The sequence below is a fragment of the Streptomyces sp. NPDC000345 genome, from assembly GCF_042898825.1.
GTDB lineage: Bacteria > Actinomycetota > Actinomycetes > Streptomycetales > Streptomycetaceae > Streptomyces.
Map to the genome: position 1 here is coordinate 506,754 of NZ_JBIAZE010000001.1, position 19,323 is coordinate 526,076.

Annotated in this window: 19 protein-coding genes; 6 read left to right on the top strand and 13 right to left on the bottom strand. The window is 70.8% G+C overall.

The annotated features are described in order from the left end of the window. The first annotated feature begins 68 nt into the window (after positions 1–68). Both ACFY30_RS02380 and ACFY30_RS02385 read left to right on the top strand, forming a co-directional pair. Positions 69–620, top strand: a complete 552-nt coding sequence (locus tag ACFY30_RS02380) for a VanZ family protein (RefSeq protein ID WP_390658334.1) — start codon at positions 69–71, stop codon at positions 618–620. A gap of 127 nt (positions 621–747) precedes the next feature. Further along, the gene (locus ACFY30_RS02385; RefSeq protein WP_390658333.1) at positions 748–948 is read left to right on the top strand and encodes a PspC domain-containing protein; all 201 of its coding nucleotides are present in this window, start codon (positions 748–750) and stop codon (positions 946–948) included. A gap of 72 nt (positions 949–1,020) precedes the next feature. On the opposite strand, the gene ACFY30_RS02390 is transcribed toward ACFY30_RS02385, so the two are convergent. Together ACFY30_RS02390 and ACFY30_RS02395 are read right to left on the bottom strand one after the other, a co-directional pair. Then, on the bottom strand, positions 1,021–1,392 hold the full coding sequence (locus ACFY30_RS02390; protein WP_390658332.1) for an ATP-binding protein: 372 nt from the start codon (positions 1,390–1,392) through the stop codon (positions 1,021–1,023). Between the two features lie 178 nt (positions 1,393–1,570). Beyond that, on the bottom strand, positions 1,571–2,695 hold the full coding sequence (locus tag ACFY30_RS02395) for an adenosine deaminase (RefSeq protein WP_390843309.1): 1,125 nt from the start codon (positions 2,693–2,695) through the stop codon (positions 1,571–1,573). A gap of 113 nt (positions 2,696–2,808) precedes the next feature. Between ACFY30_RS02395 and ACFY30_RS02400 the strand changes: the two genes are divergently transcribed. Beyond that, entirely contained in the window at positions 2,809–3,570 is a 762-nt protein-coding gene (locus ACFY30_RS02400) for an alpha/beta hydrolase (protein ID WP_390843310.1), read from the top strand. 18 nt (positions 3,571–3,588) lie between these two features. On the opposite strand, the gene ACFY30_RS02405 is transcribed toward ACFY30_RS02400, so the two are convergent. Next, positions 3,589–4,551, bottom strand: a complete 963-nt coding sequence (locus ACFY30_RS02405; protein ID WP_390843311.1) for a LysR substrate-binding domain-containing protein — start codon at positions 4,549–4,551, stop codon at positions 3,589–3,591. 63 nt (positions 4,552–4,614) lie between these two features. Here ACFY30_RS02405 and ACFY30_RS02410 point away from each other — a divergent pair, with 63 nt between their 5' ends. Further along, entirely contained in the window at positions 4,615–5,883 is a 1,269-nt protein-coding gene (locus ACFY30_RS02410; protein WP_390843312.1) for an MFS transporter, read from the top strand. Positions 5,884–6,008: 125 nt separating this feature from the next. Next, positions 6,009–7,034, top strand: coding sequence for a sigma-70 family RNA polymerase sigma factor (locus tag ACFY30_RS02415; protein WP_390843313.1), 1,026 nt, complete (start codon positions 6,009–6,011; stop codon positions 7,032–7,034). Here ACFY30_RS02415 and ACFY30_RS02420 read toward each other — a convergent pair. From ACFY30_RS02420 to ACFY30_RS02465, 10 genes are all read right to left on the bottom strand, one after another. Beyond that, complete coding sequence (locus ACFY30_RS02420) at positions 6,918–7,271, bottom strand: STAS domain-containing protein (protein WP_390843314.1); 354 nt, start codon at positions 7,269–7,271, stop codon at positions 6,918–6,920. The two genes, ACFY30_RS02415 and ACFY30_RS02420, sit on opposite strands and share 117 nt — an antisense overlap. 44 nt (positions 7,272–7,315) lie before the next feature. Then, positions 7,316–7,900 (bottom strand): Uma2 family endonuclease, encoded by a 585-nt coding sequence (locus ACFY30_RS02425; protein ID WP_390843315.1) that lies wholly within the window; start codon positions 7,898–7,900, stop codon positions 7,316–7,318. A gap of 95 nt (positions 7,901–7,995) precedes the next feature. After that, positions 7,996–9,279, bottom strand: a complete 1,284-nt coding sequence (locus tag ACFY30_RS02430; RefSeq protein ID WP_390843317.1) for a thymidine phosphorylase — start codon at positions 9,277–9,279, stop codon at positions 7,996–7,998. Between the two features lie 89 nt (positions 9,280–9,368). Next, positions 9,369–9,782, bottom strand: a complete 414-nt coding sequence (locus ACFY30_RS02435; RefSeq protein ID WP_390843318.1) for a cytidine deaminase — start codon at positions 9,780–9,782, stop codon at positions 9,369–9,371. Beyond that, entirely contained in the window at positions 9,779–11,041 is a 1,263-nt protein-coding gene (locus ACFY30_RS02440; RefSeq protein WP_390843319.1) for an ABC transporter permease, read from the bottom strand. The genes ACFY30_RS02435 and ACFY30_RS02440 overlap by 4 nt, the downstream gene beginning before the upstream one ends. Beyond that, positions 11,041–12,156 carry an ABC transporter permease gene (locus ACFY30_RS02445; RefSeq protein ID WP_390843320.1) on the bottom strand — a complete coding sequence of 372 codons (1,116 nt, stop codon included), beginning with the start codon at positions 12,154–12,156 and terminating at the stop codon, positions 11,041–11,043. Before ACFY30_RS02445 ends, ACFY30_RS02440 begins: the two co-directional genes overlap by 1 nt. Continuing rightward, positions 12,153–13,823: an ABC transporter ATP-binding protein gene (locus tag ACFY30_RS02450; protein WP_390843680.1), complete on the bottom strand. Its 1,671-nt coding sequence runs from the start codon at positions 13,821–13,823 to the stop codon at positions 12,153–12,155. Before ACFY30_RS02450 ends, ACFY30_RS02445 begins: the two co-directional genes overlap by 4 nt. A gap of 419 nt (positions 13,824–14,242) precedes the next feature. Continuing rightward, entirely contained in the window at positions 14,243–15,295 is a 1,053-nt protein-coding gene (locus ACFY30_RS02455; RefSeq protein WP_390843321.1) for a BMP family protein, read from the bottom strand. Between the two features lie 243 nt (positions 15,296–15,538). Next, positions 15,539–16,570 carry a BMP family protein gene (locus ACFY30_RS02460; RefSeq protein ID WP_390843322.1) on the bottom strand — a complete coding sequence of 344 codons (1,032 nt, stop codon included), beginning with the start codon at positions 16,568–16,570 and terminating at the stop codon, positions 15,539–15,541. A 319-nt stretch (positions 16,571–16,889) separates the two neighbouring features. Further along, entirely contained in the window at positions 16,890–18,128 is a 1,239-nt protein-coding gene (locus ACFY30_RS02465) for an amidohydrolase (protein WP_390843323.1), read from the bottom strand. Between the two features lie 356 nt (positions 18,129–18,484). Between ACFY30_RS02465 and ACFY30_RS02470 the strand changes: the two genes are divergently transcribed. Then, positions 18,485–19,201, top strand: coding sequence for a class I SAM-dependent DNA methyltransferase (locus ACFY30_RS02470; RefSeq protein WP_390843324.1), 717 nt, complete (start codon positions 18,485–18,487; stop codon positions 19,199–19,201). Positions 19,202–19,323 lie beyond the last annotated feature (122 nt).

Consider the following 19,323-nt stretch of genomic DNA (forward strand, 5'->3'; position numbering starts at 1 on the left):
CGGTGGCTCGTGCCAGTGCCGGGCGGGACGCCGGAACCGATCGTGCCGAGGGGTGCGTCTAGGGGGTCGTGCAGCGTCAAGGCTCCATCGGCGGCAGCGCCGCGATCCGTCTCCGTGCGACCGGGATTGTCCTCCTGGTCGCACACCTCCTGTTCGTGGCCTGGGTCACGCTGCGCCCCCGGGACGTCCCCTGGGTGATGCCCACGAATCTGCATCCCTTCGACGGGATCCGCGCCGACCTGAGGCTGGGCCCGCAGGAGGCGGCCCGGCGGATCGGCGAGGGGCTGGCGCTGCTCGCCCCGCTGGGCGTCCTGCTGCCGCTGGTGCACGGCCGGCTCCGGGTCTCGCCGCTGGCCTCCCTGATCCGTACGGTCACGGCGGGTGCCCTGCTGTCGCTGGCGATCGAGCTGCTGCAGACCGGGGTGCCCGGTCAGGTCGCGGACGTCGACTCGCTGCTGCTGAACACCGCAGGCGTGGCCCTCGCGCACGCCACGGTGGTGCCGGCGGCCCGGGTGTGGCTGCGGCGCAGGGGCGAGCGCCGGGTGCGGGCGGCCGTGCCGCAGGAGGAAGCGGCTCAGGGTCGTACCCCGAGGATTCCCAGGGTGGGGGTCGCCCCGTAAGCCGAGGCTTCTCGGGGTCGGGATCGCCCCGGGGAGTGATGCTTCGTCCCCTTCGTCTCCGTAGCGTGGAAGACAGACGGGGCAGCCGCAGGGGCCGCCTCTCTCCGACGCTCACGAAGGAGCCGCGATGTCCAGCCTCGCCCGCCCCACCAACGGCCGCATGATCGGCGGAGTGTGCGCCGCGCTGGCCCGCCGCTTCGGCACCTCCGCGACGACGATGCGCGTGATCTTCCTGGTCTCCTGTCTGCTGCCCGGCCCGCAGTTCCTGCTCTACATAGCGCTGTGGATCCTGTTGCCCTCGGAGGACAAGGCACGCGCGGCCTGGTGACCCGGCCCGTGCACACGCCGTCGGGGCGCGCCCGGGACTCCGGGTGCGCCCCGACGGCGTGGCTGCGGGGGTTCAGCCGATCGGCAGCCCGTTCACCGGCAGGCCGTGCGTGGGCAGACCCTGGCCGACCGGAAGCCCGCCGAGCAGTCCGGCGACCGGCTTGGTCGGCCCGTGGGCGAGCGCCTGCTCCGCGGCCGGCTGGGCGGCGGCCAGGCTCGTGGCGAGGGCCGGCTGGGCCTGCGACAGCTGGGCCCGGCCCAGCGCCTCGGAGGCTCCCGGCAGCATCTTGGTGACGTTCTCCAGCGGCAGCGTCTTGGTGACCCCGTCCAGGGCCTGCGTGGCGTCCGGGACGGCCGGGGCGGCGGTGGCGGAGCCGGCACCGACGGCGGCGATGGCGGCGCCGAGGGCGGCGACGCCGAGGGTCTTGGCAGCAGACTGCTTCATGATGAATGCGTCCTCGAATGGGATACGGGGAACCGATCGGTCCACGACCGTAAACACGGAACGGGGGACGCCGCAAACATCGAAATGCGGACGGATTGTGAACACCCGCCCGCATTCCGTGCCCCGCGCAACCGCGCGTTCAGCCCTCCGTGGCCGTGGAACCGCTGGTGGAGGCCGTCTACTGGAACAGCCATTCGGACTTCAGCTCGGCATATCCGGGCTTGATCACGTCATTGATCATGGCCAGTCGTTCATCGAAAGGAATGAATGCTGACTTCATAGCATTGACCGAGAACCATTGCAGATCGTCGAGCGTGTAACCGAATGCGTCGACAAGGTGCTCGAATTCCCGGCTCATGCTGGTGCCGGACATCAGCCGGTTGTCGGTGTTGACCGTGGTGCGGAAGTGCAGCCGCCGCAGCAGCCCGATGGGGTGCTCCGCGTAGGAGGCGGCCGCGCCGGTCTGGAGGTTCGAGCTGGGACACATCTCCAGCGGGATGCGCTTGTCGCGGACGTAGGAGGCCAGCCGGCCGAGCTTCACGCCGCCGTCCTCGCCGACCTCGATGTCGTCGATGATGCGCACACCGTGCCCGAGGCGGTCGGCGCCGCACCACTGCAGGGCCTGCCAGATGGAGGGCAGTCCGAAGGCCTCACCGGCGTGGATGGTGAAGTGGTTGTTCTCCCGCTTCAGGTACTCGAAGGCGTCGAGGTGCCGGGTGGGCGGGTAGCCGGCCTCCGCGCCCGCGATGTCGAAGCCGACGACGCCGAGATCGCGGTAGCGGTTGGCGAGTTCGGCGATCTCCAGGGCGCGGGCGGCGTGCCGCATCGCGGTGAGCAGGGCGCCGACGCGGATCCGGTGCCCGTTCTGACGGGCCGTCCGCTCTCCCTGCCGGAAGCCCTCGTTGACGGCCTCGACGACCTCCTCCAGGGTCAGCCCGCCTTCGAGATGCTGCTCGGGGGCGTAGCGCACCTCGGCGTAGACGACGCCGTCCTCGGCGAGGTCCTCGGCGCACTCGCGGGCGACCCGCACGAGCGCGTCCCGGGTCTGCATCACCCCGACGGTGTGCGAGAAGGTCTCCAAGTACCGTTCCAGGGAACCGGAGTCGGCGGCCTCCCGGAACCAGACACCGAGCTTGTCGGGGTCGTTCTCCGGGAGGTGGGGATACCCGGTCTCCCGGGCGAGGTCGACGATCGTGCCGGGGCGCAGCCCGCCGTCGAGATGGTCGTGCAGCAGAACCTTGGGCGCCCGCCGGATCTGGTCCGAGCTCGGGGTGATGCCCGCTTGGATGCTCTGGCTCGTCATTTCCGCACTCTAACTCCTACGCGCGTAGAACGCGCGTTGCGCACGTCCGTCGATACGCAACGGTGACCGCACGGACGGGTGGAGTACACCGCCGCTTCTGACACTGTTCTGTCATGGCACACCAAACGACGCCGGTCAGAACGGCCCGGCTGGGGAGGGCGTTCGGCGTGGAGCCGACGACGGTGAGCGGGGTGGTGCTGCTGCTCCCCGGAGGCGAGGAGGTCTCCGAGCGCAGACCGTCCCCGATGTGGGCGGCCGCCTCCGTGCGCGGCCTCGGGCGAAGACTCGCGCGCGCGGGCCGGGAGGAGGGGCTGGCCACGCATGTCGTGCACTACCGCTACCGCGGCTGGAACGGCGGCGAGGCGCACCTCGCCGCGGACGCGACCTGGGCCGCCGACGAGGTCGTACGCCGGTACGGAGACGTTCCCGTGTGCCTCGCCGGTGTCGGCATGGGCGCACGGGCGGCGCTGCGGGCGGGAGGCCACGAGGCCGTCAACTCGGTGCTCGCGCTCGCCCCTTGGCTGCCCCAGGAGGACGTGGCCGCGCCACCCGAACCGGTGAAGCAGTTGGTGGGCCGGCGGGTGATGGTGGTGCACGGCACCCACGACGACCGCAGCGATCCGGAGTTGTCGTTCCGGCTCGCGGCGCGGGCCAAGAAGGCGAACCGGGAGGTGTGCCGGTTCGAGGTGCACGCCGACGGCCACGCTCTGCACCAGTACCGGGACGAGGTGCTGGCGCTGGCCGAGGACTTCGTCATGGGGGTGCTGTTCGGGAGGCGGTTCTCGCGGCCGGTCGAGGACGCGCTGGCGGCTCCGCCCCCTCTGGGGTTGCGGATGCCGCTCGCCGCGGGGTTCGGTTCTTCGTGGCGCCGGTGAGGTGAGGGGGCGCTGCCCTCAGGTCGGCAGCAGGTTCCCCCTCTTCGACAGCAGGAACTTCTTGAAGGCCGCCACCGGGGGTGTGTCCGGGTGGCCGTCCAGCCAGGCCACGCCGATCTCCCGCACCGCGCGCGGGGCCGTGACCGTCAGTTCCACCACCCCCGGGCGGGCCACGGCGGGAGGCGGCAGCAGGGCCACCCCCAGCCCTGCCGCCACCAGGCCCCTCAGCGTCTCCGCCTCCTCCCCCTCGAAGGCGATCCGGGGCTTGAAACCGGCCTCCTTGCACAGGTCGTCGGTGATGCGGCGCATGCCGTAGGCGGGTTCGAGGGTCACGAAGGTCTCGTCGGCGGCCTCGGCCAGCCGGACGCGCTTGCGTCCTGCCAGTCGGTGGTCGGCCGGGACGACCAGGCGCAGCTTCTGCTCGTCCAGCCGGCGGGCGACCAGGTCCGGGGCGTCCGGGACCGGCGAGGTCAGGCACAGGTCGAGTTCCCCCGCCCGCAGCCGTTCGATCATCGCCTCGCCGTAGGTCTGGACGAGGCTGAAGCGGACGCGGGGGTGGTCGGCGCGGAAGGCGTGGATCAGGCCCGGGACGGTCTCGGCCCCCATGGTGTGCAGAAAGCCGAAGGCGACCTTGCCGGTGGCCGCGTCGGCGTCGGCGCGGACCTCGTCGACGGCGCGCTCGATCTCCGCCAGGGCGCGTTCGACGGAGGTGAGGAAGGTGCGGCCGGCGGGGGTGAGGGAGACCGTGCGGCCTCTGCGGGCGAACAGGTCGACGCCCAGGTCCTGTTCGAGGCGGACCATCGCCCGGGAGAGGGTCGACTGGGGTACCTGCATTTCCTGCGCGGCGCGGGTGACGTGCTCGGTCCGGGCGACGCCCGCGAAGTACGCGAGCCTCGGGGCCAGCGACCGCGACATGACCGTCATGTCTTCTGTGTCACTGGACGGTGACAGGTGAAGCTGTGACCTCTGCTGATGCACCATGGGAACGATTATGCCGAGTCCGTGCATTGGACGGATGAAGGGGCGTGTCCCTACGGTCGAAGCATGTCTCCCGCCAGTACCGGGGCGTCCACGATCGTGGGCGCCGCGTCCTTCGTCCCCGCTGCCGACTCCCGCATGACCCCCGGTGGTCCCGGCTACCGCCGGATGAGCTTCGCGCTCTTCCTCGCCGGTGTGGCGACCTTCGCCCTCCTGTACTCCACTCAGGCACTGCTGCCGCTGATCTCCGGTGACTTCGGGGTGGCGGCGAGCGAGGCGAGCTGGACGGTGGCGGCGGCGACCGGTGGGCTGGCGCTGTTCGTGCTGCCGATGAGCGCCCTGTCGGAGCGCTACGGGCGCCGTACGGTGATGACCGCCTCGCTCGCCGTCGCGGTGACCGTCGGGCTGCTGGTCCCCTTCGCGCCGTCGCTGGGCGCGCTGGTGGTGCTGCGGGCGGTGCAGGGCGCCGCCCTGGCCGGGCTGCCGGCCTCGGCGACCGCCTATCTGGCGGAGGAGGTCCGGCCCAAGGCGCTGGTGACGGCGATCGGGCTGTTCGTCGCGGGCAACAGTGTCGGCGGGATGAGCGGCCGGGTCATCACCGGCTGGGTCGCGCAGGAGTGGGGCTGGCGGGTCGCGCTGGGGGTGATCGGCGCGCTCGCGGTGGGCTGCGCCGTCGCGTTCCGGCTGCTGCTGCCGGCGCCCCGGCACTTCACGGCGGGGTCGCTGCGGCCCCGCGTCCTGGCCCGTACGGTCCGCGATCACCTGTCCGACCCGCTGCTGCGCCGGCTGTACGCGATCGGCGCGCTGTTCATGACCGTCTTCGGCGGGGTGTACACGGTCATCGGCTACCGGCTGACCGAAGCGCCGTTCTCGCTCCCGCAGGGCATCGTCGGCTCGATCTTCCTGGTGTACCTGGTCGGTACGGTGTCGGCGTCGACGGCCGGCCGGCTGGTGGGCCGGCTCGGGCGGCGCGGGGCCCTGTACCTGGCGGGCGGTACGACGGCGGCGGGCCTGCTGCTGTCCCTGGCGGACTCGCTGGGGCCGGTCCTGCTCGGCCTGGTGCTGATCACGGCGGGTTTCTTCGCGGGGCACGCGGTGGCGTCCTCGGCGGTCGGCAAGACGGCGACCACCGGCCGCGCGCAGGCCTCCGCCCTCTACCAGTCGGCCTACTACATCGGTTCCAGCACCGGCTCGACGGTCGGCGCGACGGCCTTCCACTCCGGTGGCTGGGCCGGCACGGTCGGCGTGGGCGTCCTGGCGGTGCTCGGGGTCGTCACGATCACCGTGTTCGGGACGCGGGCGGCTCGCCGGCGGACCTTCGCCGCCGCGCACTGACCTTTCCCGCCCGGGACCTGGTGTTCTGCCGGCTCGGCAGGCCGTTGTCAGTGGCCTGCGGTAGCTTCCGAAGTGCTGGACGCGAAGGCGCGTGACAGGACGGCCACAGGGGCGGGTGGACGACGATGAACGACGGTACGGCGGGCACGGTGACGGTCGAGGACCTCGACGCCAGGCTGGAGCGGCACCGGGTCGAGCTGACCGGCTACTGCTACCGGATGCTCGGCTCCTCCTTCGAGGCCGAGGACGCGGTGCAGGACACGCTGGTACGCGCCTGGCGCAGCTACGACAAGTTCGAGGGCCGTTCCAGTCTGCGCTCGTGGCTGTACCGGATCGCGACGAACGTCTGTCTGGACATGCTGACGGCGGGAAACAAGCGGGCGCGCCCGATGGACCTCACCGAGGCGACGCCCCTCGCCCGGGCGGCCCTCTCCCCCCGCCCCGACCACACCTGGCTGGAGCCGATGCCCGACGCGCGGGTCCTGCCGGCGGTGGAGGACCCGGCGGAGGCGGCGGTCGCCAAGGAGTCGGTGCGGCTGGCCTTCATGGCCGCGCTGCAGCAGCTGCCGCCGAAGCAGCGGGCGGTGCTGATCCTGCGCGAGGTGCTGGCGTGGCGGGCGAGTGAGGTCGCCGAACTGCTGGACACCTCGGTCGCCTCGGTCAACAGCGCGCTGCAGCGGGCGCGGGCCACCCTGGCCGAGCGGGCCGACGCGGGGGCGGACGCCGCCGTGTCCGACCCGCTGGACGAGGAGCAGCAGAAGCTGCTGGAGCGCTATGTCGCGGCCTTCGAGGGCTACGACATGAAGGCGCTGACGGCCCTGCTGCACGAGGACGCCGTCATGACGATGCCGCCGTTCGACCTGTGGCTGACGGGCCACGACGACATCACGGGCTTCATGACGACACTCGGCTCGGCGTGCGAGGGCTCGCGTCTGCTGCCGGTGCGGGTGAACGGCCTGCCGGGCTTCGCCCAGTACAAGCCGGACCCGGAGGCGGGCGGTTTCGCTCCCTGGGCGATCCAGATCCTCGAGATCTCAGACGGCCGCCTCACCGGGTTCCACTTCTATCTCGACACCCGCCGCTGGTTCCCGCTCTTCGGTCTCCCCCTCCACCTCGACGGGGAGTCCGACGAGGTCGAGCAGGGCGCGTAGGGCGGGGCCGGGGGCGCGCAGGCGTATCCGGCCCCCGGCCCGGCGGGCGGCGAGCTGGAGCCGGGCCAGCAGGTCCACGGCGGCGAGCCCGGGCGGCCCGAGGGCGCTCACCTCACAGACGACGACCCCGCCACCGCCGGCCGCCAGCAGGGCCCTTACGGCGTCGGCGAGCCCTGCCACCCGCTCGGGAGTGACAGGGCCGGTCAGGGCGAGCACGGGCGGTGTCTTGGAGTCCACGTGCGGTAGACCCCGGGGCGGGGGTCAACTCATCGGGCCTGGCCCTACTCGGTGGGAAACTCGCTGGTGTCGATGGTGACGCCGAAGGGGGCGGGAAGCACCAGGGGCTCGCCGAACTTGGCGACGGCCAGCGGGCGGTGGACAGCGCCGTGCGGCTCGCCGTGGAGGGTCGAGGTGGGGCCGTCGGGCGCCCAGCGGTCGACGAGGAGATAGAACGGGATGCCCGCCGAGGCGTAGGCCGCCGGCTTGCTGACGCGGTCGTGGCGGGCGTTCTTCCTGGAAGTGACCTCGACCACCAGTTCGGCCAGGGCAGCTGGAAGATACGTCTCCGACTCGGCACATTCCTGAACCGGCGCGACGAGCAGGTCCGGGATGAACATGCCCAGCCGGGACGGAACGGCGATGGCCTGCGTCTGGAAGATCTCCCCATCCTCAGGGATCACTGAGTACAGGCGTCGCTGAATGCGGGACGCGATCACGTTGTGGCGGGACGCGGGAGCAGGTGACACGGTGATGATCCCCTCGATGATCTCCACCTTGCTGCCCTCGGGCCATTCCATCTCCTCCCAGAACCGGACGAGGTCGTCCCAGCTCTGCTCGGGGTCGTGGCCCACGGTGAGTGCGCTCATGGCGGTCTCCCATCGGTGCGTCACCGATCACAGCATGCCGAACGGGATCGGTTCAGGTCCACCGATCCCGTTCACCCGAATGGCGAAATCGCAGGTCAGGCGATTCGTTCCAGCACCACCGGCGACGCCGTGAACGGCGTGCCGGGGGCGGCGACGTCGTAGGAGCCGGTCACCGCCTGGAGGGCGTAGTCGAAGCGTTCGGGGGTGTCGGTGTGCAGGGTCAGCAGGGGCTGGCCCGCCGTGACCGTGTCGCCGGGTCGGGCGTGCAGCTCCACGCCGGCGCCCGCCTGGACCGGGTCCTCCTTGCGGGCGCGGCCCGCGCCGAGGCGCCAGGCGGCGATGCCGATGTCGTAGGCGTCGAGGCGGGTGAGGACACCGGAGGAGGGGGCCGTGACGACGTGCTGTTCGCGGGCCACCGGCAGCGCGGCGTCCGGGTCGCCGCCCTGGGCCGCGATCATGCGGCGCCAGACGTCCATCGCCGAGCCGTCGGCGAGCGCCTTCGCCGGGTCCGCGTCCTTCACGCCGGCCGCGTCGAGCATCTCCCGGGCCAGGGCGAGGGTCAGTTCGACGACGTCGGCGGGGCCGCCGCCGGCCAGGACCTCGACCGACTCGCGGACCTCCAGGGCGTTGCCGGCGGTGAGGCCGAGCGGGGTGGACATGTCCGTCAGCAGGGCGACCGTCTTCACGCCGTGGTCCGTGCCGAGGCCCACCATCGTGGACGCCAGTTCGCGCGCGTCCTCTATGGTCTTCATGAAGGCGCCGGTGCCGACCTTCACGTCCAGGACCAGGGATCCGGTGCCCTCGGCGATCTTCTTCGACATGATCGAGGAGGCGATGAGCGGGATCGCCTCGACCGTGCCGGTCACGTCGCGCAGGGCGTACAGCTTCTTGTCGGCGGGGGCGAGGCCGTCGCCGGCCGCGCAGATCACGGCGCCGGTGCCGTCGAGGACGGAGAGCATCTCCTCGTTCGACAGCAGCGCGCGCCAGCCGGGGATGGACTCCAGCTTGTCCAGGGTGCCGCCGGTGTGGCCGAGGCCGCGGCCGGAGAGCTGCGGGACCGCGGCGCCGCAGGCCGCCACCAGGGGGGCCAGGGGAAGCGTGATCTTGTCGCCGACACCGCCGGTGGAGTGCTTGTCGGCGGTGGGACGGGACAGGGACGAGAAGTCCATGCGCTCGCCCGAGGCGATCATCGCCGCCGTCCAGCGGGCGATCTCACGCCGGTTCATGCCGTTGAGCAGGATGGCCATCGCGAGCGACGACATCTGCTCGTCGGCGACCTCGCCACGGGTGTACGCGTCGATGACCCAGTCGATCTGCTCGTCGCTGAGCTCACCGCGGTCCCGCTTGGTGCGGATGACGGAGATGGCGTCCATGGCCATGGCTTTCCTTCCGGTGGTGCGGGTGGTGCAGAAAGTCGTTGCGGAAAGTGCGCGGCCCCTCTGCGCCAGTCAGAGGGGCCGGGCGGGAGTCACGGGGAGAGGTGGTCCGGCCCGAAGGCCTGCGGGAGCATCTCGGAGAGGGGCACGATCCCCGCGGGCGTCTCCAGCAGGAGGCCGTCGCCGCCGAACTCGTACAGCAGCTGGCGGCAGCGGCCGCACGGGACGAGGATCTCGCCCCTGCCGTCCACGCAGGTGAAGTGCGTGAGCCGGCCGCCGCCGGTGTTCTGCAGCTCGGAGACCAGCCCGCACTCGGCGCACAGGCCGAGCCCGTAGGAGGCGTTCTCGACGTTGCAGCCGGACACGATCCGGCCGTCGTCGACGAGGGCCGCCACACCGACGGGGTAGCCGGAGTACGGGGCGTACGCCCGGGACATGGCGTCCCGGGCCACCGTCCGCAGCTTCTCCCAGTCGACCGGGCCGGCCGGCGTGGCGGCGGGCGTCACTTGCCCTGTCCCTTCCGGTACGGCAGGCCGTCCGCCTTCGGCATGCGCAGGCGCTGGGCGGACAGGGAGAGGACCAGCAGGGTGACGACGTACGGGGTGGCCGTGACGACCTGGTTCGGGACGTCGTCCGTGCTGACGTACCAGACGAACATCAGGGCCGAGACCGCGGCGGTGATCGCGGCCGGGACGTACTTCTTCTTCCACACCAGGTAGGCCACACCGGCGACCAGCAGGATCGCGAGCAGCAGGATCAGCGCGTGCACGTTGGTGGTGCCGCCGCGCAGGTTGAGGCTGTCGGTGTAGCCGAACAGGCCGGCGCCCAGGGCCAGTCCGCCCGGCATCCAGTTGCCGAAGATCATCGCGGCGAGACCGATGTAACCGCGGCCGGCGGTCTGGCCGTCGAGGTAGACGTTGGACGCCACGATGGACAGGAAGGCACCGCCGAGACCGGCGAAGCCGCCGGAGATGATCACGGCGATGTACTTGTACTTGTAGACGTTGACGCCGAGGGACTCGGCCGCCACCGGGTTCTCACCGCAGGAGCGCAGCCGCAGGCCGAAGGACGTGCGCCACAGCACGTACCAGGTGGCGGGCACGAGGGCGACGGCGACGACGGTGAGCGGCGACAGGTTGGTGATCAGACCGCCGACCAGGCCGGCGAGGTCGGAGACCAGGAACCAGTGCTTGTCGTTGAGGGTCTCCAGCCAGCTGGACAGGCCGGGGATGTCGAAGGTGCCCAGCGAGTCGATCGGCGGGGACTGCTTGGAGGAGCCCTGCGGGGCGTTCTCGAAGGTGAACTTCGACAGGTAGCGGGTGGTGCCCAGGGCCAGGATGTTCAGGGCCACACCGGAGACGATGTGGTTGACGTTGAAGGTCACGGTGGCGATGGCGTGCAGGACGGCGCCGAGCGCGCCGCCGATGATGCCGAAGACGACACCGGTCCACGGGCCCCACTGGTAGCCGGCCCAGGCGCCGAACCAGGTGCCGAGGATCATCATGCCCTCGAGGCCGATGTTGACGACGCCCGCCCGCTCGGCCCACAGACCGCCGAGGCCGGCGAGGCCGATCGGTACGGCGGCGCGCAGCGCGGTGGACATCTGGCCGGTGGACGTGATGCCGTCCGCGCCGGTGATCAGCCGGACGACCGACGTGAGGATCAGCACGCCCGCGATGACCAGCAGGAGTACGGGCAGCGACATCCGGCGGCCGCCCTTGCGGGGCTGATGGGCCTTCGGCTTCGCGATGGTCGCGGTGCTCATCAGACCGCCACCTCCTTCTTGGTGTTCGCGGCGGCGGCGAGCTCCTCACCGACACGCTTCTGCTGGCGGCGCAGACCCCAGGTGCGGACGACCTCGTAGGAGATGACGACCGCGAAGACGATCAGGCCCTGCATGATCATCGCGATCTCCTTCTCGTACGGCTCGGGAGTCGCGTAGTCGAGGGCGGGAGACGCCTTGTCGAGGAAGGCCCACAGGAGGGCGGCGAACGCGATGCCGACCGGGTTGTTGCGGCCGAGCAGGGCGATGCCGATGGCGAGGAAGCCGACGCCCGTCGGGAAGCTCAGGCTGTAGGTGTGGGCGCTGCCGAGCAGCAGCGGCAGGCCGGCGAGGCCGGAGACGGCACCGGAGACGATCATCACGGTGAGGATCATGCGCTTGGCGTCGACGCCGGAGGCGGCGGCGGCCGACTCGGACTCACCGGTGGCGCGCAGGTCGAAGCCGAAGCGGGTGCGGTTGAGGACGAGCCAGTACACGACGCCGAGGGCGACGGCGAGGAAGACCAGGCCGTAGATCTCGCCGACGTCCGGGCCGAGGTCGATGCCGGGGACCCAGCCGGACTCCTTCATGATGCCGGTCGTCTTGTTGTCGCCGACCAGCTCGCCGAACACCTCGGGCAGGGTGAGGTAGGCGATGAGGCTGGTGGCGATCGCGTTGAGCATGATCGTCGCGACGACCTCGCTGACGCCGCGGGTGACCTTCAGGACGCCCGCGACGCCGGCCCAGAGTCCACCGGTGAGGGCGGCGACCAGCAGCAGCAACGGGACCTGCAGGAAGGCCGGCAGGTCCACGTGCGCGCCGACCACCGCGGTCATCATCGCGGCCAGGCGGTACTGGCCGTCGACGCCGATGTTGAAGAGGTTCATGCGGAAGCCGAGGGCGACGGCCAGGGCGGCGATGTAGTACAGCGACGCCTGGTTGATGATCAGCACCTGGACGTCGGAGTAGCCGATCTGCTCCAGCATGAGCGTGTACGGCTCGATCGGGCTCTTGCCCGAGGCGATCAGCACGACCGAGGTCAGCAGGATCGCCGCGACGAGCGCCATGACCGGGCCGGCCACGGCGAGGAGCACGCGCTCCTTGTCGAACTTCTTCATCGGGCCTCGTCCTCCGGACCGGCGGCTGCGTCGTCTTCCGCAGGCGTCTCTACGTGTTCCAGGTGACCGGTCGCGGCGCCGGTCATGGCGGAGCCGAGCTCCTCCGGGGTGATGGTGGCGGGGTCGGCGTCGGCGACCAGCCTGCCGTTGTAGATCACCCGCAGGGTGTCCGACAGGCCGATGAGCTCGTCGAGGTCGGCGGAGATGAGCAGCACGGCCAGGCCCTCGCGGCGGGCCTCGCGGATGCGGTCCCAGATCTGGGCCTGCGCTCCGACGTCCACACCGCGGGTGGGGTGGGCGGCGATCAGGAACTTCGGGTTGTGGCTCATCTCGCGGCCGACGATCAGCTTCTGCTGGTTGCCGCCGGAGAGGGAGGCGGCGGTGACGTCGATGCCGGGGGTGCGGACGTCGAACTCCTCGACGATCCGGCGGGTGTCGGCCTGGGCGCCCTTGGGGTTCAGCCAGAAGCCCTTGGCGTTGGGGGTCTCGGTGACGTGGCCGAGGATGCGGTTCTCCCAGAGGGGGGCCTCCAGGAGCAGGCCCTGGCGGTGGCGGTCCTCGGGGATGTAGCCGACACCGGACTCGCGGCGCTTGCGGGTGGGCCAGGGGGTGATGTCCTCGCCGAGGAAGGCGATGGTGCCGGAGTCGGCGTTCTTGGTGCCGATGAGCGCGTCGATCAGCTCGGTCTGGCCGTTGCCCTCGACACCGGCGATGCCCATGACCTCACCGGCGTGGATGGTGAAGCTGACGTCGTCCAGGACGCGCTTGACCTCGCCGCCGGCCTCGACGAGGGAGCCGGGGCCCACGGGCTCGGACTCGACGCCGAGGGAGGCGCCGCCGCTCGCGAAGACGGTGAGGTTCGCGACCTGGAGGACGGGCTGGTCGGTGACGGTGGACTCGGCGGTCTCCGGGGTGGGCAGCTCGCTGCCGACCATCATCTCGGCGAGCTGGCGCGGGGTGGTCTCGGCGGGGACCGCGGTGCCGACGGTGGTGCCGCGCCGGATGACGGTGATGTCGTCGGCGACGGAGAGGACCTCGCCCAGCTTGTGGGAGATGAAGATGACCGAGAGGCCCTCGGCCTTCAGCTCGCGCAGGTTGGCGAAGAGCGCGTCGACCTCCTGCGGGACGAGCACGGCGGTCGGCTCGTCGAGGATGAGGGTGCGGGCGCCTCGGAAGAGGACCTTGAGGATCTCCACGCGCTGGCGGTCGGCGACGCCGAGGTCCTCGACCAGGGCGTCGGGGCGGACGCCGAGGCCGTAGCGGTCGGAGATCTCCTTGATCTTCCTTCGGGCGGCGCCGCCGATGCCGTGCAGCTTCTCGCTGCCCAGCACCACGTTCTCCAGGACGGTGAGGTTGTCGGCCAGCATGAAGTGCTGATGGACCATGCCGATGCCGCGGGCGATGGCGTCGGCGGGGCTGGAGAAGGTGACCTGGTCGCCGTCGACGGCGATGGTGCCCTCGTCCGGCTTCTGCATGCCGTAGAGGATCTTCATCAGGGTCGACTTGCCGGCGCCGTTCTCGCCGACGAGGGCGTGCACGGTGCCCTTGCGGACGGTCAGGTGGATGTCGTGGTTGGCGACGACACCGGGGAAGCGCTTGGTGATCCCCGCCAGCTCTACCGCGATCGTCGACTGTGCGGTGAGCGGAGGGCTGCTGGACGCGTCGATGGCGCACTCTCCTTGAAAAAGGGGCCGCTCTACGCGCGTAGCGCCCCTGCTTTAAATAGTGCCCGGATCGAATCGACCTTGAATGATCTTGATAGCGATCTCGATCAGGTCCGGATCCGTTCCGAGCATTCTGCCGCGCGAACGGGGCACGAGCGGCCCTGGAGCCGATCTCGCGTGGTCCGTCCGTCAGGACGGGCCGGGCGGCGTCTGGTGCGTGCGCCCGCACGGTGCCGGAAGGACCTCGTAGCCGTGGCTACGGGGGCCTTCCGGCACCGCCGCGAGCGGGTGTGCCAGGCGTCGCCCGGCGGGCGCGAGACCGGCGCCGGGGCCGATCCTTCCCGCGCCCCGTTCCGTGGCCGTAACGCTGTCATCACAGCGTCCTGTCGGCCAATGCCTCTGACCGGTTCGGTTCTTCGGGGTCAGGAGGTCTTGACGGTGATGCTGCCGTCCTTGATGCCCTCTTCGGCCTTCTTGATCGCGGCCTGGATGTCGGCGTTGCCGGCGAAGGTCGGGTTGGAGTTCGACACGCTCACGCCGCCGTTCTCCAGGCTGCCGCGGACGACGCCCGTCGCCGGCTTGCCGTCCTCGACCGACTTGGCCAGGTTGTAGACCGCGCCCTGGACGTTCTTCATGGCGGAGGTCAGGATCGAGGCCTTGTACGCCTTGAGCGCGTCCTGCTTGTACTGGTCGGAGTCGACGCCGATCGCCCAGATCTTGTTGGCGTTGGCGGCCTTGATGACGCCCTGGCCGGACAGGCCGGCGGCGGCGTAGATGACGTCCGCGCCCGCGTCGATCTGGCCCTCGGCGGCGCTCTCACCCTTGTCGGGGCTGGAGAAGCCACCCTCGGCGGCGGTCTCGGTCAGGTACTGCGACTTGACCGTGACGCCCTTCTTGGTGTCCTCGACGCCCTGCTTGAAGCCGGCCTCGAACTTGTGGATCAGCGGCACGTCCACACCGCCGATGAAGCCCACGACGTCGGACTTGGTGGCCTTGGCGGCCGCGACACCGGCGAGGTAGGAGGCCTGCTCCTCGTGGAAGACGAGGTCGGCGACGTTGTCGGCCTTGATCTGCTCGTCGTCGACGATGCCGAAGGTCGTCTTCGGGTACTTGGCCGCGGCCTCCTTGACGGCCGGAGCGTAGGCGAAGCCGACGCCGATCACCGGGTTGTAACCCTGCTTGGCAAGGCTCTCCAGGCGCTGGACCTTGTCCGCGTCGGACTCGCCGTCCTGCGGCTCGACCGCGGTGGACTTGTAGCCGAACTCCTTGTCGGCCTGCTCCAGGCCGGCGGTGGCGGCATCGTTGAAGGACTGGTCGCCCTTGCCGCCGACGTCGTACGCGAGAGCGAGGCCCAGGTTCTTGCTGCTGCTCTCGGACGAGGAGGACGAGGTGGACGAGCTTCCACAGGCGGAAACGGTCACTGCGAGAGCTGCGGTGACAACACCCGCAGCTGCGATTCGGGACACCCGGCGCATGGAACGAGACTCCTTTGTGCAAGCGCCCAAACCAGGCGCTGGTTCCGCCGCAGCGTAACGCGCGTAGACCGGCAGGAAAAACCCTTCTGTCCGCTCCGTTATCGAGCTGTGGCCGCAGTTGTAGCCCAGGTTACGGACAGCAGAAGGCCCCTCGCGGGAGGCAAGGGGCCTATGGGCTGCAAGGACGCCCGTAAGGGCGTAGCAAGGGGACGGAACCGGCGTTACGAAGGCCCCGCCGCGGCGTTACTTGGTGTTGACCGTGACCTTGCCGTCGATGATGTCCTGCTTGGCCTTGTCGACGGCGTCCACGACGTCCGTCATGGCCTTGTACTTCGGGTTGGAGTCGGCGAAGCCGACACCCTCGTTGGAGAGGCTGCCGCGGACCACGCCGGACAGGGGCTTGCCCTCGTAGACGGACTTCACGAGGTCGTAGACCGCGCCGCCGACGTTCTTCAGCGCCGAGCCGAGGATGTAGTCCTTGTACGCCGCGAGAGCGCTCTGGCTGTACTGGTCGGAGTCGACACCGATGGCCCACACCTTCTTGGCGGCGGCCTCGGTGATCACGCCCTGACCGGAGAGGCCGGCCGCGTGGTAGAGGACGTCGGCGCCGGCCTCGATCTGGCCGCCGGCGGCGTCCTTGCCCTTGTCGGGGCTGGAGAAGCCGCCCTCCTGGGCCGTCTCGGTGAGGTACTGCGACTCGATCTTGATGTTCGGGTTGACCGACTTGGCGCCCTGGACGTAACCGGCCTCGAACTTGTGGATCAGCGGGATGTCCACGCCGCCGATGAAGCCGATGTGCGCCTTCTTGGACGCCTTGGCGGCGGCGACGCCGGCCAGGTAGGAGGCCTGCTCCTCGTGGAAGACCATGTCGGCGACGTTCTTCGCCTGGACGGTCTCGTCGTCGATGATCCCGAAGGTGGTGTTCGGGAACTTGGCGGCGACCTCCTTGACGGCCGGCCCGTAGACGAAGCCGACGCCGATCACCGGGTTGTAGCCGGCCTGGGCGAGCTGGGTCAGGCGCTGGATCTTGTCCGCGTCGGTCTCGTTGTCCTGCGGCTCGACGTCCCGGCCGCTGATGCCGAACTCCTTCTCGGCCTTCTGCAGGCCGGCGTAGGCGGCGTCGTTGAAGGACTGGTCGCCCTTGCCGCCGATGTCGTACGCCAGGCCGATGCCCTTGCCCGAGTACTTTCCGGACGATTCCGAGTCGCTCGTCTTGGAACCGGTGCTGGACTCGCCGCAGCCGGCGGCCGCCAGAGCGACGACCGCGACGGTCACCGCAGCCCGGGAGAATCTGCTCCTCCGAGATATCAGACGCACAGCAAGCACCCCTTCGCATCCCCACGGCGCCGTGACCGGCCCGCTTTCCCCTTGGTGGCGCCGTCCGGGGGGCTCCCCCAACAAGCCGTACCGGCTGGCGATTTCGGCGACAGTAACGCGCGTAGAAGGGGAGGGGAACGGGGTTTCCCGGTCCCGTTATCGATTCGTGCCGACCTTGGGTTACAAGCGCGTCCTGGGGGTTACGGGTGGGTGACACAGGGGGACCAAGGGGTGCCTTTCGGTCATCCCCTGCGCCCCCCTGGCGGTCACCGCCGTGTCATACGTCGCGGGTGGCCGCGTCCAGCAGGGCCGCGGCCGTGAACAGCTCGACGCCCACGGTGATCGCGGACTCGTCCGCGTCGAAGTCGCCCTGGTGCAGATCACGGACCGTGCGCTCACCCGGCGGCCGGACGCCGAGCCGGGCCATGGCCCCCGGCACGCGCTCCAGGTACCAGGAGAAGTCCTCCCCGCCGAGGCTCTGCTCGGTGTTCTCCACCGAGCCCTCGCCGCGCCGGGCGTACATCGCCTCGCGCAGCAACCCGGTCACCTCGCCGTCGTTGACGACGGGCGGAACGCCCCGCACGTAGTTGATCTCGGACTTGGCGCGGTGCAGGTTGGCGACCTCGTCGATCGCCGCCACGACGATGTCCGGGGCCTGGCGCCACGCCTCGATGTCCAGGCAGCGCACGGTGCCGGACAGCTCGGCGTGCTGCGGGATCACGTTCGGGGCGTGCCCGCTCTCGATGCGTCCCCAGGTGACCGCCAGCCCGGCCCGGGTGTCGACCCGCCGGCCGACGAGCGCGGGCACGTCGGTGACCACGCGGGCCGCCGCGGTGACGAGGTCGGTGGTGAGGTGGGGGCGGGCGGTGTGGCCGCCGGGACCGTCCAGGGTGATCTCCAGCCGGTCGCAGGCCGAGGTGATGGCACCCTCGCGCAGCCCGATGAACCCGGCGTCGACGCGCGGGTCGCAGTGCACCGCGATGATCCGCCCGACCCCGTCCAGGGCGCCGCACGCGATGGCGTCGGCGGCGCCCCCGGGCAGCACCTCCTCGGCGGGCTGGAAGATCAGCCGCACGGGACGCGGGAGGCGCCCCTGCCGGTGCAGCTCGGCCAGGACGAGGCCGGCGCCGAGGACGACGGTGGTGTGCACGTCGTGACCGCAGGCGTGGGCGCGGTCCGGGACGGTCGAGCGGTACGCGCACTCGGTCTTGGTGTCCGGGATGGGCAGGGCGTCGATGTCGGCGCGCATGGCGAGGATGGGCACGCCGGAGACCGGCTCGCCCTCCTCGATCCCGATGTCGCAGATGAGGCCCGTTCCTACGGTGAGGACGCGCGGCGTGAGGCCTGCCTTCTCCAGGCGGGCCTTGATCGCGGCGGTCGTACGGAACTCCTGGTTGCCGAGCTCGGGGTGCATGTGCATGTCGCGCCGGAAGGCGACGAGCTCCGCACGCAGGGCTTCCGGCAGCGTGCCGGGCAGGGCGCGCTCTGAAGGATCGGCCTCGGACTCTCGGGACATCAGTTGCTTCACCCTCTGAAGGGTAGGACGCCGAAGCGGTCAACTGACCCGATCAACAAAATTTCAACCCGTTGGAGGAAGAAAAGTTGGCCGCGCGACGCATGGCTGCTGCAGAGGGTGGGTAAACTCGCCGAATTTTTCCTTGGCGCCGTCCCTCTTCCTTCCCTCACGCATACCACGACCAGCGGGGGGTACGCCCCGTCTGTCCACGTTCCGGGATCGGCCACGGATCCCCCGGCGCAGGGCGACGGCCCCTTCACGCTGCGCGAGACCGGGGGGAAAATCCGCTCTCCGGGCTTGGGCCATCGGGAGGAGCACCCGCCGACCCGCCCCGCGCGCCGGTAGTGTGCGCCCCCATGACCGACCTGGACGTCGACTTCCTGCACGCCACCCGCACCTCGTACGACGCGATAGCCGAGGCCTACGCCGAGGAGTTTCCCGACGGGCTGGGGCACCGGGTTCTGGACAGAGCGCTGGTCTCCTGGTTCGCCGACCTGGTCAAGGAGCGCGGGGGCGGGGAGCCGGTCGCCGACGTCGGATGCGGGCCCGGGTTCGTGACGCGGCGGCTCGACGCCCTCGGGCTGCCGGTGTTCGGGGTGGACGTCTCGCCGCGCATGGTCGCGCTGGCCTCGCGGGCGCATCCGCATCTGCGGTTCCATGTCGGGTCGATGACCGGGCTCGACCTGCCGGACCGCTCTCTGGGCGGACTGCTCGCGCTGTACTCCGTCATCCATGTGCCCGACGCGGAACTGCCCGGGGTGGTCCGGGAGTTCCGGCGGGTCCTGGTGCCCGGGGGGTGGCTGCTGCTCGCCTTCCAGACCGGGCGGGGGGAGGAGCTGCACGTCACGGAGCGGTTCGGGCACGAGGTCTCGCTGCGCTACCGCTTCCGGGATCCGGAGCTGGTGGCCGCGCTGCTCGGTGACGCGGGGCTGGAGGTGCGGGCGCGGGTCGTCCTGGCGCCGGACGAGGGGGCGCGACGCCCCCGCGCCTTCCTCCTGGCGCGCGCACCCGGCCCGGTCACGTCGGCGGTGACAGAGCGTACGGCTCTCGCCACCACGGACGCGTGGGCGTAGTCCGCCACCGCCTGCTGGAGTCCGGCGGTCACGAGACCACCGTCAGCACGATCTTGCCTTGGATGTGGCCCCGGGCGGCTCGCGTGTGCGCGCCGGCCGCCTCGGCCAGCGGGCAGGTGCTG